Annotated in this window: 12 protein-coding genes; 9 read left to right on the forward strand and 3 right to left on the reverse strand. The window is 67.0% G+C overall.

Going from position 1 to position 17,856, the window contains the following annotated elements; all coding sequences use genetic code 11:
• Position 1: 1 nt before the first annotated feature.
• From OXI49_13115 to OXI49_13140, 6 genes are all read left to right on the forward strand, one after another.
• On the forward strand, positions 2–3,280 hold the full coding sequence (locus OXI49_13115; GenBank protein MDE2691450.1) for a DEAD/DEAH box helicase: 3,279 nt from the start codon (positions 2–4) through the stop codon (positions 3,278–3,280).
• Positions 3,281–3,694: 414 nt separating this feature from the next.
• On the forward strand, positions 3,695–4,018 hold the full coding sequence (locus OXI49_13120; protein ID MDE2691451.1) for a hypothetical protein: 324 nt from the start codon (positions 3,695–3,697) through the stop codon (positions 4,016–4,018).
• Positions 4,018–4,446 (forward strand): PIN domain-containing protein, encoded by a 429-nt coding sequence (locus OXI49_13125; protein MDE2691452.1) that lies wholly within the window; start codon positions 4,018–4,020, stop codon positions 4,444–4,446. Before OXI49_13120 ends, OXI49_13125 begins: the two co-directional genes overlap by 1 nt.
• Positions 4,443–7,454, forward strand: coding sequence for a type I restriction endonuclease subunit R (locus tag OXI49_13130; GenBank protein MDE2691453.1), 3,012 nt, complete (start codon positions 4,443–4,445; stop codon positions 7,452–7,454). Before OXI49_13125 ends, OXI49_13130 begins: the two co-directional genes overlap by 4 nt.
• Before the next feature lie 4 nt (positions 7,455–7,458).
• Positions 7,459–8,703, forward strand: coding sequence for a dicarboxylate/amino acid:cation symporter (locus OXI49_13135; protein MDE2691454.1), 1,245 nt, complete (start codon positions 7,459–7,461; stop codon positions 8,701–8,703).
• 72 nt (positions 8,704–8,775) lie between these two features.
• The gene (locus OXI49_13140; protein MDE2691455.1) at positions 8,776–9,396 is read left to right on the forward strand and encodes a superoxide dismutase family protein; all 621 of its coding nucleotides are present in this window, start codon (positions 8,776–8,778) and stop codon (positions 9,394–9,396) included.
• Positions 9,397–9,437: 41 nt separating this feature from the next.
• On the opposite strand, the gene OXI49_13145 is transcribed toward OXI49_13140, so the two are convergent.
• The gene (locus tag OXI49_13145) at positions 9,438–10,226 is read right to left on the reverse strand and encodes a DJ-1/PfpI family protein (protein MDE2691456.1); all 789 of its coding nucleotides are present in this window, start codon (positions 10,224–10,226) and stop codon (positions 9,438–9,440) included.
• A gap of 89 nt (positions 10,227–10,315) precedes the next feature.
• Between OXI49_13145 and OXI49_13150 the strand changes: the two genes are divergently transcribed.
• Positions 10,316–12,928, forward strand: a complete 2,613-nt coding sequence (locus OXI49_13150) for a DUF3604 domain-containing protein (protein MDE2691457.1) — start codon at positions 10,316–10,318, stop codon at positions 12,926–12,928.
• A 37-nt stretch (positions 12,929–12,965) separates the two neighbouring features.
• Positions 12,966–14,036, forward strand: a complete 1,071-nt coding sequence (locus OXI49_13155) for a hypothetical protein (GenBank protein ID MDE2691458.1) — start codon at positions 12,966–12,968, stop codon at positions 14,034–14,036.
• A 1-nt stretch (position 14,037) separates the two neighbouring features.
• Here the strand turns inward: OXI49_13155 and OXI49_13160 are convergent, their stop codons facing one another.
• Complete coding sequence (locus OXI49_13160) at positions 14,038–14,895, reverse strand: SDR family NAD(P)-dependent oxidoreductase (protein MDE2691459.1); 858 nt, start codon at positions 14,893–14,895, stop codon at positions 14,038–14,040.
• Positions 14,896–14,908: 13 nt separating this feature from the next.
• Positions 14,909–16,384, reverse strand: coding sequence for an AMP-binding protein (locus tag OXI49_13165; protein MDE2691460.1), 1,476 nt, complete (start codon positions 16,382–16,384; stop codon positions 14,909–14,911).
• 66 nt (positions 16,385–16,450) lie between these two features.
• Here OXI49_13165 and OXI49_13170 point away from each other — a divergent pair, with 66 nt between their 5' ends.
• Complete coding sequence (locus OXI49_13170; protein ID MDE2691461.1) at positions 16,451–17,839, forward strand: hypothetical protein; 1,389 nt, start codon at positions 16,451–16,453, stop codon at positions 17,837–17,839.
• Positions 17,840–17,856: the final 17 nt, after the last annotated feature.

The following is a 17,856-nucleotide window of genomic DNA, read 5'->3' on the forward strand; positions in this document are numbered from 1 at the left end:
GGTGACCGCAGGCCTGATTCGCTCTACCCCGCCGCTTCGGAACCTAGATCGGGAGACCCTGCCCGACAGATTCACCGAGGCGTTCGCGCGTATCGTCGCGCTCCGGGTTCGCCTGCGCGACGGCGAGAGCCCGCCCGAGGAACTAAGCACAACCCGCACCTTCGCGCAGCGGCTGGCCCGGACGAACGAAGCCCTGGTGGCCGTGAGCCCAGATCGGGAAGACCGACGCTCCGCCGCCTTCGTCGCCGCTACAGCCCATCAGCTCGTTTACCAGATCGACAGTCTCTCGGGCATCGCAGCGAATCCGGCGAGACTCACCGCCGACGCCATCACCTCAGACGTCAGTGCGATGCTCCTGTTTCTGGTGGCCCAGTCCGCCGCTGACGCCACCGAGATCGCCCATCGAATTCAGATTCCCAGTGCTCCGAGCATTGAAAGCGAACTCCTCTGGACGCTGGTGGAACTCGCACGCGGCCATGTTGCCCAGACAAACGAACGCAGCCTCTCTCCCATTGAGGAGGCGGTCGATGCAGCCGATCCTGCGGCACCAACCGCCGCGCTCTACTACCAGATTCTCCTAGCCGCCCGCGTTCTAGCCTCTTACCTCGCCGGTCGACCCGACGGAGAAGACGACGCGTCGGCCATCCTGCGCCACGTCCAGGAACTTGCATTCCACCCCGGGGATGCGTTTTCCCGTCCTGCCTTCGGCAACGGGCGCTCCAAGTCGGCCCCAGGCCCGGCACTCTTCCCCGGACCCTTTCACCTGGCGACGCTGTTGCTTGCCGTTTCTGACCGACTTGCGGCCGCTGCGGTAGTCAACGTACTTCCCCCGCCCGAAATCGAGCCTCATCGGTGGCACCTCGTTCTCCAGAAGATCGCCGAGCAGAGACCCTATCTCTGGCCCAACCTCCAAGAGGCCATAGCCAACCGCTACCTCAACCCCGGCTTGTCGTCCGTAGTGTCCTTCCCCACCGGAGCAGGAAAGACCGGTGTCTCCCACCTGAAGATCGCAGCAACGCTCCTGGCTGGCAGACGGGTCGTGTTCGTGGCGCCGACGCACGCACTTGTCGACCAGACCGTAACCGACCTTCGGGCCGCGTTTCCTGGGCGCCGAACACGTAGCGTAAGGGAGTACGAGTTCTCCTTTTCTACCGACACCGACACGCCTGCAGACATTGAAGTAATGACGCCCGAGGCCTGCCTTCAACTCAGCCATGTCCGTCCTCTCGCACTCGAAGGCGTAGGTCTAATGGTGTTCGACGAGTGCCACCTCATACACCCGAGAGAATCGACAGATCGCCGTTCTCTTGACGCGATGCTGTGTATTCTCCGTGTCGTCCGTCTCGCGCCCGAGGCGGACCTTCTACTCCTATCCGCAATGATCAAGAATGCGGACGAGATGGCGGCATGGCTGAAGGAGCTCACGGGACGCGAAACGCTGCATCTGTCGATGCCGTGGAAGCCAACCCGTCAGCTCCGGGGCTGTGTGGTCTATCCTCAGCAACGGCTGAAGAAGCTCAATTCTTTTCTGCAAACCGAAAAGCAGAAGAGCACCACCCAATCTGTACCGGCTGCCGTGAAGCGCAGGCTTACAGCCCAACCTCACGGTTTCTTCAGTGTCCGCCAGACTTGGGCATCGCAGCGTCGTGACGCCTACGCTTACCTTCCCATCTGCACGCAACGTCCCGAGCTTTCGGCAAACGCGAGTTGGCGACTCATCCCAAACGCGGGAGTAGTTGCCTCCGTACTCGCTGCTCCAGCAGCACGGGCGGGAATCAAGACCCTCGTATTCTCGCAGTCTATTCCGGTCGCAGCCAAGATCGCCGAACGGACCTCGAAGGCTCTTGGGCCATCCGGGATCGAGCTGACACCGCAGGAAAGCCGATTGGTCGGCGTCGCCATTGACGAACTGGGTGGCAGCGACCAGCTCTACCTCCAGGTCGAGGACAACAAAGTCATCTCCCGGGCTGCTACTCACCACGGACTGCTGCTCCCAGAAGAGAGGCGATTGATTGAATCGATGTACGCCCGGCCAGACGGTCTAGCGGTTCTCTCCGCCACGGGCACGCTCGGGCAGGGCATGAACCTGCCGAGCGAGTTCGTGATCATCGCCCAGGACAGCCGCTTCGATGAGCAGACCGGTGCGTTGGAAGTGTTGGACTCGCGCGAGCTTCTCAACGCCGCCGGGCGGGCCGGACGAGCCGGAAAGAACGCCACGGGCATGGTCCTCGTGATTCCCGGCCGGGTCGTACCATTCGACGAGACGGACTCGAGGATCGGCGAAAGGTGGATGCGCCTACGCGAGGTCTTCGGACAGATTGACCAGTGCCTGGCGATTGACGATCCCCTTACTGCCGTGCTTGATCGAATTCACGCCGAAGCCCGTTCCCCCGATGAGCTTGATCGCTACGTGATCTCACGCCTCTGCGTTTCGGCCGACGACGAATCGCCGGAAACCCAGCTTGGCCGAGCGCTTCAAGGCACGTTCGCCGCCTTCAAGAAGCGCCGGGAGGGGAAGGATGCCTGGATTGAGAGCCGCACTAGGTCGGCGCTTGCGGCTCTCGGACACATAGACCCTGACGACGAAATCGCCGCCTCTGTACGAGAGCTTTCTTCCTCCGTGGGCTTTCCCGAGGAGACAGTCTCGGTCCTGAGGGCCGATATCCTGGAATCCGGCCCGGCCTCCAGCACACCCGTGATGGACTGGTGCGAGTGGCTCTTCGACTGGCTACTTCGCTGGCCGGAGCACGCCCTGCGCGTGCTACGCCCTGAGGATCTCGAAAGGCAGTTCGGCTCACGCTTTAGCAGGCTTGCAACCGATGGGGACCGAGTTGGCTACGCCGTGCCGAAGCTTCGAAACGCCCTCGGCCTCTGGATGAAGGGCGAACCGCTGAACGTCGTCCAGTCGGTTCTAGGTGACACTCCACGAGACCTCAAGCGCTCCACCGGTGCGAGGAAGTTCGTGGTGAACATCCTGCCCACCCTCGCGCATCTCCACTTTGCTGCTTCCAGGATTGCCGCTTCACAGTCTTCGGACGGGTTGACGGCCCCAGCCGAAGCGCCCACACTCACGTACATCGGTCAATGCGTCCGGCTCGGCTTCTCGTCGCTGGAGATGTACGTCCTCTACACACTGGTCCGGAATCGCGTGTCCTCCCGGCGTAGAGTGCACAGGGAGTTCAGCAAGCTCGAAGCGAGCCTCCCGACCCCCGTGGGGCCTGAGACCTGGGCAGAGGTGAACGCACGGGTCGCGGCTGCACGAGAATCTGCGAACAGTTGATGAAACAGCTTGCGGTCCGCCGAGCTGTAGCCATAACGCCATCACCGTGTTGGTAGACACCGAGCCCTCCCGTGATCCTGCATTCCGCACGGCGGGACCCGATTCTCAAGGCCGGTCGTCATGACCCGCGGGACAGCATGTTCGACGGGACGATCGGGCCGACGGGCCGTTAGCGACGGTTAACGCGCACCGCGTGGCCCCCGGGGTGCCCTATGATCACGCCCCGGCGCGAGCCGAGGCAGCCATGGTCAAACAGGAGAAGGGCGGCAAATGGCGCGCTCAAGCCAAGTAGCGGCCGGGCCCGGCAAGGCCGCCTCGGCCGTGCCCCAAGAAAGGCTGCTAGGCAGCGAGCCGCCCAGGAGTGCCGATTCGAGCTAGTATGCTGTGCAGCACAGGAACCGTGAGGCTGTAGCTATGAGGAACATCACCGTATCCGTCGACGACGAAACCTACCGGCGCTCGCGCATCCGCGCGGCGGAACTCGACACATCCGTCTCCGCACTCGTGCGGAGCTATCTCTGCACCTTGGCAATGGACTCAGCCGGAAGTGCATCCGCTGAAACGCCGCTCGAACGCAGGCGGCGCCTGCTGCGCGAAGTGACGGAGGACTTTGAGCGACGCGGCGTTGGCCTCGACATGGCCGCGAATCTATCCCGCTCAGAACTCTATGACCGTGGCCGGGCTCGAACTGAGGCGGCCAAGGCTCGAACGCGCGACGAGAACGCCGGGAACGCTTGATGCCGGGGCGCTTCGTCGACACGAACGTTCTCCTGTACGGAGCCAGCCGCAGCTCCGTGGACGCTCCGAAGCGGAAGGTGGCGCTGGACACTCTCCGCGAGAGGGACCTCGTAGTGTCCGTCCAGGTCCTACAGGAGTTCTACCACCAAGCCACGCGGCCGACTCGCGAGGACCGCCTGTCCCACACGGACGCTCTGGCCTTCCTTGAACCGATCCTCGAGTTTCGCGTACAACCAACAACCGTCGCCGTCTTCTACGACGCGGTGATGTTCAGCCGACGATTCCAGATCGCGTACTGGGACGGCGCGATACTGGCCGCGGCACGTGCCTCCGGCTGCTCGGAGGTGTACTCGGAGGACCTGAGCCACCACCAAGACTACGACGGCATACGAGTCGTGAACCCGTTCGCGGGGCCGACCGCGTCATGACAACCGACACGACGGAGCGCGGTCTCGAACGCCTGATCTGCACCGCGCTCGCCGGCCACCCCTGCGATCCGCCGAAGCCCGGCGAACTCCCCCAACCCACCGAGCCGAGCGCCGCCACCGCCGGCTGGACCGCCGGCGACCCCGGCGACTACGACCGGAACTACTGCGTCGACCTCGCCCAGCTTTCCGCCTTCCTCCACGCCACCCAGCCCGACGCGGCGGCCGGCCTGGCCCTGGACGAGGACGGGCCGGAGCGGCGGAAGCTCCTCGCCCGGCTCCAGGGCGAGATCGCGAAGCGCGGCACCATCGACGTGCTCCGGAAGGGCCTCGGCCACGGCGCGCACGAGCTGGAGCTGTTCTACGGCACGCCGTCGGCGGGCAACGAGGTCGCGCAACAGCGCTTCGACCTGAACCGCTTCACCGTCACGCGCCAACTCCGCTACAGCGGAGACCAAGCCCAACTGGCGCTCGATCTGGCGCTGTTCGTCAACGGCCTGCCGGTCATCACGTTCGAACTGAAGAACAGCCTGACCAAGCAGACGGTCAGCGACGCCGTCGAGCAGTACCGGAAGGACCGCAACCCGCGGGAGAAGCTGTTCGGGTTCGGCCGCTGCATCGTCCACTTCGCGGCGGACGAGCGGGAGGTGCGCTTCTGCACCCACCTGCGCGGCAAGGCGTCCTGGTTCCTACCGTTCAACCGGGGCTGGAACGACGGCGCCGGCAACCCGCCCAACCCGGACGGTCTGGCCGCGGACTACTTGTGGCGCGAGATACTGACTCGCGAGAGCCTGACGGAGATCATCGAGAACTACGCCCAGATCGTCGAGTCAAAGGACGAGAAGACGGGCCGGACGAAGAAGACCCAGATCTGGCCGCGCTACCACCAACTCGACGTCGTCCGCCGGCTCCTGGCCGACGCGGGGGAGCACGGCGCCGGCAGGCGCTACCTGATCCAGCACTCGGCCGGGAGCGGCAAGAGCTACTCGATCGCCTGGCTGGCCCACCGGCTGATCGGGCTGGAGACGCGCGGCGGCGGCACGGTCTTCGACTCCATCGTCGTCGTCACGGACCGCGTCATTCTCGACCGCCAGATCAAGGACACCATCAAGCAGTACGCCCAGGTCGCGACGACCGTCGGCCACGCCGACAGCTCGGCGGACCTCCGCCAGTTCCTCGAGGGCGGCAAGAAGATCGTCATCACGACGATTCAGAAGTTCCCCCACGTCCTGGACGCCATCGGCGACGAACAGCGCGGACGCCGGTTCGCGATCGTCATTGACGAGGCCCACTCCAGCCAGGGCGGGCGGACGAGCGCCGCGGTCTCGGGCGCCCTCTCCGAGGCCGGAGCCCGCGGCGAGGAGGAGACGTACGAGGACCAGATCAACCGCCTGATGGAGTCGCGCAAGCTGCTGCCGAACGCCAGCTACTTCGCCTTCACCGCCACTCCCAAGAACAAGACGTTGGAGTTCTTCGGCGTTCCCGAACGACAACCGGACGGCACCGTCAAGCGGCGCGCATTCCACACCTACTCGATGAAGCAGGCGATCGAGGAAGGCTTCATTCTCGACGTGCTGAAGCACTACACGCCGGTCAGGAGCTACTACCGGCTCGCGAAGAGCGTCGAGGACGACCCGGAGTTCGACGTCAAGAAGGCGCAGCGGAAACTGCGGCGCTTCGTCGAAGGGCACAACCACGCCGTCCGGCTGAAGGCCGAGATCATGGCCGACCACTTCCACGACCAGGTCGCCGCACCGCGGAAGGTCGGCGGCGAGGCGCGGGCCATGGTGGTTACCAACGGTGTCCAGCGCGCGATCCAGTACTTCCACGCCATCCGCGACTGCCTGGAAGCGAGGAAGAGCCCGTACCGGGCCATCGTCGCCTTCTCGGGCGAACACGACTACGGAGGCGCGAAGGTCACGGAAGCCTCGCTCAACGGTTTCCCGTCCAGGCAGATTGCGGGGAAGATCCAGGAACGCCCCTACCGGTTCCTGGTCTGCGCCGACAAGTTCCAGACCGGCTACGACGAGCCGCTGCTCCACACGATGTACGTCGACAAGACGCTCGCCGGCATCAAGGCGGTGCAGACCCTGTCGCGGCTCAACCGGGCGCATCCGGGCAAGTACGACGTCTTCGTGCTCGACTTCCTGAACGACACGGAGATCATCCGCGACTCGTTCGCGAACTACTACCGCGGCACGATCCTGGCCAACGAGACGGACCCCGACCGGCTGCACGACCTGCAGGCCGACCTCGACGCGGCGCAGGTCTGTTCGGCGGACCAGATCGACCTGTTCGTCGAGCGCTATCTGGACGGCGCCGAGCGCGACCGCCTCGACCCGATCCTCGACCAGTGCGTCGCGGTCTACCTGAGCGAACTCGACGAGGACGGACAGGTCGACTTCAAGGGCAAGGCGAAGGCGTTCGTGCGCGCCTACGGCTTCCTCTCCTCGATCCTCCCGTTCTCGAACGCCGACTGGGAGAAGCGGTCGATCTTCCTGAACTTCCTGATCCCGAAGCTGCCGGCGCCAAGAGAGGAGGACTTGGCGCGGGGCATCCTCGAGGCGGTCGACATGGACAGCTACCGGGCCGAGAAGCAGGCGATGCAGAAGATCCTCCTGCCCGACGAGGACGCCGAGGTCGATCCAACGCCCCCGGCCAGCGGCGGCCAACGGCCGGAATCCGACCTGGACCACCTCTCGAACATCATCAAGGCGTTCAACGACCACTTCGGCGGCATCGAATGGGCGGACGAAGACCGCGTGCAGCGGATGATCGCGTTCGACATCCCAGCCAGGGTCGCCTCGGACACGGCCTTCCGGAACGCGCGCCGGAACTCCGATCGCGAGAACACCCGCATCGAGCACGACAGAGCGCTGCTCCGCGTGATGCAGAACGTGATGAAGGACGACACCGAACTGTTCAAGCAGTTCATGGACGACGACGGCTTCAAGCGGTGGATGTCCGAGGTGGTGTTCAGGCGGGCATACGACCAGGCTGAGGTGCCCTAAGCGCGTGAACACACGCGCCATTCTCATCGGGCTGGCGCTCGGCCTGGGGCTCGGCATCGCCGCCTCGGCAACGGGTTCACCCGCGCTGTTGTGGGCCGCCGAGGCCGTCGAGCCGCTCGGTCAGGTCTTCCTGCGCGCGATCCAGATGGTCGTGATCCCGTTGGTGGCGGCGGTCGTCTTCGTCGGCGTGGGGCGGATCGGCGACTTGCGCAAGCTGGGTCGGCTGGGGGGATTGGCCGTGGGCTTCTTCTGGGCGACGACCCTGCCGGCGATCCTGATCGGGATGGGGGTGATGAGCTTCGCCCTCACCTTCACGGCACACGTGGCGCCGCCTACACCCGCGGCGGAGCTGGAACCGGCCGGTGTCGGCATCGTCGACTTCCTGGTCAATCTGGTCCCCCGGAATCCGGTCCAGGTCGCCGCCGACGGCGCCCTGCTCTCCCTGCTCATCTTCATCGTCCTCCTGGCCGCGGCGACGACCGCCCTGCCGAGCGAGAAACAGCGGACGCTGACGTCCTTCGCGGAGGCGCTAGGCGACGCTCTGACGAAGCTGATGAGCTGGATCCTGTGGACGGCCCCGGTGGGCGTCTTCGGTCTCGCGGCGCCGGTCATCGCAAAGACCGGGACGGCGATGCTGCAGAACCTTGCCGTCTTCATCGTCGCCGTCGTGGTGGGCCTCTTCATCCTGAAGGGCCTCGTTCTCCTGCCCCTGGTCTGGTTCCTGGGCGGCGTACCGCCCTGGCGCTTCATCCCGGCGACCGTGGGCACGTACACCGTGGGCTTCACCACGACGACGTCGGTGGGGACGCTGCCGATGATGCTGCAGGAGGCGAAGAAGCTCGGCCTGTCCGAGCGCCAGTACACGCTGATCCTGCCGCTGGCGGCGTCGATCAACCGGCCCGGCAGCGCGCTGTTCCAGAGCGCGTCGCTCGTCTTCCTGGCCGCCATGTACGGGGTGCCGCTCGACGCGGGGATGATCGCCGCGGCGGTGCTGGCGATCTTCCTCGCCGCGATGACGGTCGCTCCGGTGCCCAGCGCCAGCATCGTGTCGCTTGCTCCGGCTCTGGACGTGGTGGGCGTGCCGCTGGCGGGACTCGCCATCCTCCTGGGGATCGACCGCGTGCCCGACGTCTTCCGCTCCGCAGCGAACGTCGTCTGCCACATGGGCGCCGCGACCACGGTCGACACGATGACTCGCGGCGACGGCGACGAACCGGCCGACGGAGCCGAGCAACCGCCGTTGCCCTAGACTGGGAATCCTGCCCGGATCATCTTGACCTCTACTCATCGCCTTGATGTCTACTGGAGGAGCCCCAAACACATGCGCACGAACTGCCGCAAAACGACGATCCTTCCGCTCACCGCCTTCTCCCTGCTCTCGCTCGGCGGAGCCGCCGGCGTGTCCGCCCAGAACCTCGAAGAGGACTTCGCCGCCGCCACGGCAGGTGCGACGGCGGCCGGACGGGCCGTCCTCTACAGTTGCGACATTCCGACGAACCGTGTCGGCTTCGGCTATCTACAGGAACGGCCTTCGGACGAAGGCGTCAAGGCGGTCGACATCTATCTCCGCCTGTACGCCAACACCGGCATCACGCGAGGCAAGCACGCGGTCCATATCCATGAAACCGCGTCGTGCAATCCATGTGGCACCGCGGGCGGGCACTTCGACCCCGGCCCCAACTCGAACACCAGCCCGGACGGCAACCACCCGTTCCACGCCGGTGACCTGACGAACATGACCCTGGACCGCCAGGGCCGCGGCTACCACATGGTGACGACAACGCGGGTGACGCTCTCCGACGGGCCGCTCTCCGTGTTTGACGAAGACGGCAGCGCCTTCATCATCCACACGAACCCCGACACCTATTGCCCCGAAGGCGAGGCGGCCGGCTGCGCAGGCGGTTCCCGAGCGGCCTGCGGCGTGATCACACCCTACCCCTAGGGCCCGCGCCTTCTATCCGTTCCGGGGGCCAGGGGCCGGGCTCAGAATCCCGAACCGGACGACTCCGAAACCGCCTCCTCCAGGCGTTCCACGTACGGCATGGCCGAGTCCAGGTTCCCGACGAACGGATCCCGGCCCGCGTCCTCGTTCCACTCGTACTCGGTGGCCTGGGCCAGCATCCGCGCGGCGTCCTGCCCGAAGAAGCGGGCGACGACGGCCAGACTCATGTCGATGCCGGCGGAGACGCCGGAGGAGGTCATCACGTGGCCGGCGTCGACCCAGCGGGCTTCCTTCACCCACTCGGTCTCGGGGCCGAAGCCGGCGATGTAGCTGAAGAAGGCCTTGTTCCCTGTCGCCGGCAGGCCGTCGAGGACGCCGGCCTTGGCGAGGATGGCCGAGCCGGTGCAGACGGAGGTGGTGAGCTGCACCTCGGCGGCGCGCTCAGCGATGAAGTCCAGCAACTGCTGGTTCTCGACTTCCCGGAGTGTGCCGATACCTCCCGGCACCATGATCACGTCGAGCGGCGGCGCGTCGTCGTAGCTGTACTGGGCCTCCACCTTCGGAGCCATCTCGGCCGGATAGGTCGTCGTGGTCAGCGCGACCGGACGAACGGAGTCCGCGATCAGGTGCACACGGATCAGACCCGGCCCGGCGTTGAGCCACATCTCGACCGGTCCGAAGACGTCGAGCGGCTCGGCGCCGTCGTACAGGACGACGCCGATGTCGAGCGGCGGGTCGTACGAGGGGGCTTCGGATTGCCCCGCGGCCGGGATGGCGAACACGGTCGCGAGGACGACAACGGTCGCGAACACTGAAGCAAGTTTCGTCATGCGGACCTCCCAGGAATCTCGGCCCGCTATGGTACTGGGGAGAGTCCCGCCAATCTGAGAGACCGGCAGCCAAACCGCGAGGGTTCGCCATGTTGAATCGACGCCGCTTCGCAACCCACCCCGTGCTCCTCGCTCCGCTCGCCCTGGCGATGGTCGCCCAGGGCTGCACCACCCAGGACTCCGGCGACTACCTGACACCCGAGCTGCGGCAACGTGTCGAGGCGCTGAAGCTGGAAGCGCCCGAGAGCACCGAAGACGTCGCCGTTCTAAGCGATCGGCTCGACACGCTGTGGCGGTGGTCGAACGCCTACTCACTCACCGGCGGACCGGTCCCCGACGTCTTCCCGCAGCTCCTCGCGAACGCGAACCGCTCGCTCCGGGGGCTCGGAGGCGGAGCGACGATTCCGGTGCCGCGGATCCCGGAGTTCATCCGCCTCTACACCCGGGAGTTCCAGATCAAGGACGAGTACCCGGGGGCGGTCGGCACGCTGACGCTCGACCCGCCCGGTCCCTTCCGCGCCGGCGACCGGGTGACGGTCCGGTTGACCTACACCGTGGGCACGCTCGGCATGGCGGAGGGCGGCGGTCTCCTGGTGCGTGGATCACGGACGGGCATCCAGGCCGAGGACCCGGCCGGCCCGAACTACGTCACGGTCGAAACGTCGAAACCGGCCGCGACGCTGACCTCCAGCGAGCCGTGGGGCGACTGGCTGGGGATGCACTTCCGCAACCGAAGCGGCCGGGTTCGCCCCGGCGTGCCGCGGTCCGTGCTGCAGTTCCGTCTGAGCGGTGCGTCGCTCGATGAAGGCGACACGGTCACCATCACCTACGGCGACACGTCCGGCGGCGGGTCAGGATTCGCACTGCAGGAGACCTCCAACGACCAGGTGATCCTGCACGTCTACGCCGACATCGAGGGCACGGGCGACCTGTTCCGACCGGCCTGGCCTTCGTTCGAGGTGCTGGGCCGGGACGAGGTCCGCTCCGTCAACGCCGTCGCCCCGTCGATCGTTGCGCCCGGCGAACCCTTCACCCTCGCCGTCCGCGCCGAGGACCGGTTGAAGAACCTGTCGTCCGGCGTCATGCCCGCGCTCGACGTGCTGCTGGACGGTGAGCCGTTCCGGACGATCGAGGCCGGCAGTCCGGCCATCTCGCTATTCGAGAACGTGAGCCTCGCCGAACCCGGCGTCTACCGCTTCTCCGTTCGGAACGAGGACGGAACGATCCGGGCGACCAGCAACCCCCTCCGCGTCGAAGACGATCCCGAAGCCCGCGTCTACTGGGGCGAGACGCACGGCCACACCGCCTTTGCCGAAGGCCAGGGCTCGCCGGACGGCTACTACCGCTTCGGCCGCGACGTCGCCCGGCTCGACTTCCTGAGCCTCTCCGAGCACGACATCTGGATGGACGACAGCGAGTGGCGGAGGCTGCAGGAGCTGGTCGAGGAGTACCGGATCGAAGGCGAGTTCACGACGATCCTCGGCTTCGAGTGGACGTCGCGGTCACCGCTCGGCGGGCACCACAACGTGTTCTTCCGCGACACGCCTGGCCGCAGCCGGGTTCCGAACCAGGAGGCGCCCCTCCTCGACGAACTGTACGCGGGGCTGCGAGCTCAGAACAGCAACAACGACGTGCTGGTCATCCCCCACGCCCACCAGCCCGCCGACTGGACGAACAGCGACCCCGACCTGGGGCGACTGGTCGAGATCCAGTCCGGCCACGGCACCTTCGACTGGTTCGGCAACAAGTACCTGCAGAACGGCTTCGAGGTCGGCTTCATCGGCGCATCCGACACTCACAACGGCCACCCCGGCTACACCGGGGCCGGCAACCGTCAACTGGGCGGTCTGGCCGCCGTCTACGCGCCCGAGAACAACGCTGACGCCATCTTCGGCGCGCTCCGCGACCGGGCCGCCTATGCGACAACCGGCGAGCGGATCCTCCTCGAGGCAACTCTCAACGGCACCCGCATGGGTACGCGCCAGGAGGACGCCGCGGTGCGCCGGATCGACTGCCGGGTCAGCGGCACGGCCCCGATCGACGCGATCGACGTGATCAAGAACGGCGCGATCGTCTACACCAGGAGATACCTGGAGAGCGCTCTGTCCGACGAATCGAGGGTGCAGATCACCTTCGAGTCGTCGACCGAGATCCACGGCGAGCGCACGCCCCCGCGCGGCGGCCGACCGTGGAGGGGAGCGATCCAGGTCGCCGGAGCCGAGCTGGTCGACTACGACGATCCCTGGTTCACGCAGCCCGCGACCTGGCGAACCGCCCGCAACGCGGAAGACCCCAACCGGATCGACTTCGATTTCCCGACCCGTGGGCGTCCGAAGTCACTCGTTCTCGAGTTGCGCGGCGCAAGCGCCGACACGGTCATCACCGTCGACATGGAGACGACGACCGAATCGCGCGGCTCGGGCGGCTACGTTCGCATCCCCCAGGAACTGCCGGCGAACACCGTGCGGTTCCGGCTCGGCGACCTGAAAGGCCAGGTCGAGCGACGCGAGTACCAGGTGCTGGAGCACACGGACGCGCTCTCGGCTCAGATCGTGACCGAGGGACGGGCCCTCGACCAGGAGTTCAGCTTCACCGACCAGGGCGAAGTCCGGCCCGGCGACTACTACTACCTCCGTGTGCGCCAGATCGACGGCAGCATGGCGTGGTCGAGCCCGTTCTGGGTGGGAGAGGCGTCGGGTTAGGGCGGTAGGCTCAGGGAAACGAACAAGGAGAACGGAGATGCGGAAGACCATCGCTCTCATCTGCGCACTGCTCGCCTCGGGCGCCGGCGCCGCCCTAGCGGCCGCAGACGACATTCCCCGCACGCCCAACGGCAAGCCCGACTTCACCGGCCGCTACGACATCCGCTCGCTGACGCCCTTCGAGCGCCGGCCCGAGCGGGGCGAGGAACTCGTCCTCAGCCCGGAGGAGGCGGCCGGGGTCGAAGCCAACCAGCGTCAGCGCGTCCTGGACGGCGACGCGGCCAGCGCCCCGGACAGGCCGCCACCGGAGAAGGGCGCCTTCATCGACCGCCAGAGCTACAACTACGCCTGGTTCGATCCAGGCCACACGATGTTCAGGATCGACGGCAAGTACCGAACGTCGATCCTGACGAACCCGCCGAACGGCCGGATGCCGCCGCTGACGGAAGAGGCTCAGAGGCATCGCGGCGCCCTGCCCAGGTTCATCTGGATGAACGACGACGGCACCGCCTGGTGGCTGGAGTCGGGCGACACACCCTTCGACAGCCCGGAGACGATGGTCCTGGGCGTCCGCTGCATCTACCAGCCCGGCGCTTCGATCCCGATTCGCACGATCTCCTACAACAACCTGAAGACCCTGGTGCAGACGGACGACTACCTGATGATCCACATCGAGTGGATGCACTGGACCCGCGTCGTGCGAATCGACGCGGAGCATTCGCCCGCGCCGTACCAGTCCTACTCCGGCGACTCGATCGGCCGTTGGGAAGGCGACACCCTGGTCGTCGAGACGACGAACTTCCGTCGCGAAGCGGCACCCCAGATGCTGCACGGCAGAGAGTCGGCCGGCGTGCCGCGCGGCGCGATGAAGGTCACGGAGCGCTTCAGCCCGATCGACGGCCAGTCGCTGCTCTACCAGTTCGAGGTCGAGGACGAGGAGTACACCGCGGCCTACGGCGGCGAGATGCCGTGGCCAAGGACCGACCAATACAACTACGAGTACGCCTGCCACGAAGGCAACTACTCGATGCTGGGACAGCTCAGGGGAGCACGCCAGCTCGAGAAGGAGTGGATCGCTGCCGGCAGGCCGGTGAAGGGCGGGGAGTAGGTCAGATCATGCTGTAGCCGGAGCCCTGTCGCTCCGTGCCGAGTCCCCGCCCCTTCTCGATCCAGCCGAACTCCTCCAGGATCGCCTGGCTGTAGGTGACCCGGCCGGTGACCCGGTCGAGCGGCTCGGTGGCGAGCAGCAGGGCCGCCTGGGCCATGATCTCGACGGTTTCCGCCTCGTTCGGGTCGCGTCCCTCCATCAGCCGGTGGTGGACGACGCCCGGCGTGGGGACAATCTGGGACGGGCTGTAGCAGGTCACCGAGACACCGTGCTCGTACACCTCGGAGGCGAGGCCCTGGGTGAAGCGCTCCAGGGCCGCCTTCTCGGCGCCGTACAGCGAGCCGCCCGCGAACTGCGGACCCTTGTAAGGGCCGCGGCCGGGGCCGATCGCCGCGCCCGAGGAAACGTTGACGATGCTGCCCGCGCCACGCTCGATCATCCCGGGCAGCACGAGCTTCGAGAGATAGAACGGCGCGTGGAAGTTGACCGCGGTCGAGCGGTGCCACTTGTTGATCGGGAAATCCACGACCGGGATGAAGTAGGTCAGGGCGGCGTTGTTGATCAGCACGTCGATGGGTCCGAGGACGTCGCGCACCTCGTTCACCAGGCGCTCGCAGTTCTCGTACTCGGAGACGTCGCAGGCGAAGGCGGTCGCGTCACCGCCGCCGGCCCGAATCTCTTCGATCGTCGTCTCGAGCGAACCGCCCAGGTAGTGCCCCCCCTCCGACAGCGTCCGCGCCGTGCAGGCGACTCGCGCGCCGTGCTCGGCGAACAGCTCGGCGATCGCCTTGCCGATGCCGCGGCTCGCTCCGGTGACCAGGGCTACCCTGCCGTCGAGCCTCTTCTCTGTCTGCGTCATTGAGCCTTCTCCTTCATCCGTCGTATGCGTCGCGGTACCGCTCGCGCAGCACGTTCTTCTGTACCTTCCCCATCGCGTTGCGCGGCAGCTCGTCGACCCAGTAGAACCGGCGGGGGTGCTTGTAGCGCGCCAGCCCCGCATCGAGCGCGGAGCGGAGCGTATCGTCTTCGACCGGCAAGTCTCCGGCGACCAGCACGGCGACCACGCCCTCGCCCAGGTCGGTGTGCGGCGCGCCGATCACCGCCGATTCCGCTACTCCCGCTACCTCATCGAGCCGGTCCTCGACTTCCTTCGGGTAGACGTTGAAGCCGCCGGCGATGATCAGGTCCTTGCCTCGGCCGACCAGGGTCACCCGGCCCTCGCCGTCGACGCTCGCGAGGTCGCCGGTGACGAAGAAGCCGTCGTCGCGCATCTCCTCGGCCGTCTTCTCCGGCAGGCCCCAGTAGCCCGGGAACAGATTTGGGCCGCGAATCTCCAGCGTGCCGACTTCACCGGCTGCCACTTCGCTGCCGTCCTCACCCACGGCCCGCACTTCGACATCCGGAAGCGGAAAGCCGACCGTGCCGGCCAACCGCTCCCCGGAGAGCGGGTTCGAGGTGATCATCCCCGCCTCCGTCATGCCGTAGCGTTCCAGGATCCGGTGACCGGTGCGGGCCTGGAAGTCACCGAAGACGGCTTCCGTCAGGGGCGCCGACCCGGAAACGAACAGCCGGATGCTCTCGCAGTCGGCACTGCCGAAACCCGGCTCCGCCAGCAGCCGCGAATAGAACGTGGGCACGCCCATCAGCACCGTCGCCTCCGGCAGCAAACGGCGCACTTCCGCGCCGTCGAACCGCGGCAGGAAGAGAACCTTCGAGGCGTTCAGGAACGCGGTGTGCAGCGCCACGAACAGTCCGTGGACGTGGAAGATCGGCAACGCGTGGAGCAGCACGTCCCCGGGCTCGAAGCCCCAGATCTCGTGCAGGGCGAGGGCGTTCGAGGTCAGGTTGCCGTGGGTGATCATCGCGCCCTTGGAGCGCCCCGTGGTGCCCGACGTGTAGCAGATGGCGGCCAGGTCGTCGTCTCGGCGAGGTTCGACCGCCGCATCGGGTTCTTGCGCCCGGGCTTCCGACCAGAGCGCGTCGATGCCCACCGCCTGCCGTCCGACGGCCTCTGCCCCGACGACGACCCGCGGCGACGCGTCGTCGACGAAGAACGTGACCTCCCGCTCGGTGTAGGCCGTATTCAGCGGCACGTACACGCCACCACAGCGCAACACGCCCAGGTACAACGCCACAGCCTCCACCGACTTTGGGACCTGGACCAGTACCCGGTCCCCGGGCTCGACGCCGCGCCGGCGCAGCGCCGCCGAGAACCGGGCCGAAGCGTCGTCGAGATGGCGATACGTCCACGCCGGCCCGCACGCGCCTTCGGCGGCGCCGGCTGGCACCAGGCTCGGACGATCGAGGGCCGTCTCGAGACGCTCGTAGAGCAGGGCGAAGAGGTTCATCGGTTCGACGCGAGTCTGCGGGAAGACGGTCGATCCTACGCGTGTTGCAAACTAGGCCACCCGGCCATGGTCGCCAGCCGCAATCGTCCGTTCCTCCCGCCCGGAGCCGCAATCCGCCGCGCCCTCCCGGGAGCGATCGCGGCGCTGCTCGCCATCGCGCTCGCCGGCTGCACCGACGACCCGGTGGCCGAGACCCTGCACCTCGAGTTCTACCCGCCGTCGGTGGAGGACACGCAGCAGGCCGAGGACGACATCGTCGAGCCGGCCGACGCCAACGGCTACGTGAGGCTCGAGGCCGAGGTCTCGATCCACCGCCACGCGGTCCCCGAGGGGCACGCACTGATCGAGCGACGGCTGAACGACCGGACCGAGGCGTTGATGAACGGCTACGACGTCTGGCATCTGCGCTTCGACCGCCTGTACGAGCCGCTCGCCGACGGCGCCGAGTGGGAGCGGGCAGGCAGGGAGCTGACCAGCTACCGCCGCTGGGCGCTGGTCGGCAACCCGGATGCCGAACTCCAGGAGTTCTTCGCCAACACGCCCATCCGTCCGTCCCAGGCCGTCCGGGACAATGAACGGCGGGAGCCGGACGACCGGCAACCGCCGCCGCAGACGGTATCGCTGGAGTTCGTCTTCGACGGCGGAACACAGGCGACTGCCGGCGAGTTCGACACCGTCGAGCGCGGCCTGCGCGGTTTCGCCGTCGACGCCGCCCGCTACCACCGGCGCGTCGCGGCGTTGTGGCGCTACATGGACGAGAACCCGGGCCGCCGTTTCGAGTGCCTGCGGGCCCTGTTCGCGGCCGCCCGGGGCGAGGAACTGCCCGAATCGACGCTCGTCGCGCCGCCGCGGGAGCTCGCGCTGAACACCGCTCCGCCGGCTGCCCCCGAGCGGCCGCCGGACCAGCCTGCCTTACGCGACCTCGAACTCGAGTTGATCGAGCGGCTCCTGGAGGCCGGCGAGCCGTTGCTGGAGATCTTCGAGGTTCCGGATGACGACGCCTTCACCCTGCGGGAGCTGTCGCGCCGGGTCTTCGATCCGTTCCCGGCCGTCATCACCGTGCTGCCGGACGGTCCGGTCACCGAGGCGGTCGGATTCGCCGAATCGGGAGACGGCTGGACGATTCCCTCCCTCGATCTCTGGCGAGCGTTCCGCAGCCTGGAGGGCAGGTTCGTGTCGCCCGACCCGCTCCTGTTCCTGCTCGACACGGACGGCAACGACTTCGGCTGCGACGAACAGGACGACGCCTGCAAGGACCGCGAGCGCGTCTTCGCCTTCCTCGAGCGCGGAGCCTTCGACGCCCGTCCAGGCTCTTCAATGGTGATCCGGCGCGCCCTGGAGACTGAACTGCAACCGCACGAGCTGTACCGCCTGACGTGGATCCGCGGCGGCACGGACGAGAGCGTCGACGACGGGGACGCCGAGGAAGGCATCCGCGAAACGGCCCGCCGATAGACTCCGTCCAAGTCCTT

The sequence above is a fragment of the Acidobacteriota bacterium genome (assembly GCA_028875725.1).
GTDB lineage: Bacteria > Acidobacteriota > Thermoanaerobaculia > Multivoradales > Multivoraceae > Multivorans.

Coding starts and splice junctions, on each gene's coding strand:
- OXI49_13120 (MDE2691451.1), top strand. CDS start 3,695: ATGAGGAACATCACCGTATCCGTCGACGACGAAACCTACCGGCGCTCG.
- OXI49_13125 (MDE2691452.1), top strand. CDS start 4,018: ATGCCGGGGCGCTTCGTCGACACGAACGTTCTCCTGTACGGAGCCAGC.
- OXI49_13130 (MDE2691453.1), top strand. CDS start 4,443: ATGACAACCGACACGACGGAGCGCGGTCTCGAACGCCTGATCTGCACC.
- OXI49_13140 (MDE2691455.1), top strand. CDS start 8,776: ATGCGCACGAACTGCCGCAAAACGACGATCCTTCCGCTCACCGCCTTC.
- OXI49_13145 (MDE2691456.1), bottom strand. CDS start 10,226: ATGACGAAACTTGCTTCAGTGTTCGCGACCGTTGTCGTCCTCGCGACC.
- OXI49_13150 (MDE2691457.1), top strand. CDS start 10,316: ATGTTGAATCGACGCCGCTTCGCAACCCACCCCGTGCTCCTCGCTCCG.
- OXI49_13155 (MDE2691458.1), top strand. CDS start 12,966: ATGCGGAAGACCATCGCTCTCATCTGCGCACTGCTCGCCTCGGGCGCC.
- OXI49_13160 (MDE2691459.1), bottom strand. CDS start 14,895: ATGACGCAGACAGAGAAGAGGCTCGACGGCAGGGTAGCCCTGGTCACC.
- OXI49_13165 (MDE2691460.1), bottom strand. CDS start 16,384: ATGAACCTCTTCGCCCTGCTCTACGAGCGTCTCGAGACGGCCCTCGAT.
- OXI49_13170 (MDE2691461.1), top strand. CDS start 16,451: ATGGTCGCCAGCCGCAATCGTCCGTTCCTCCCGCCCGGAGCCGCAATC.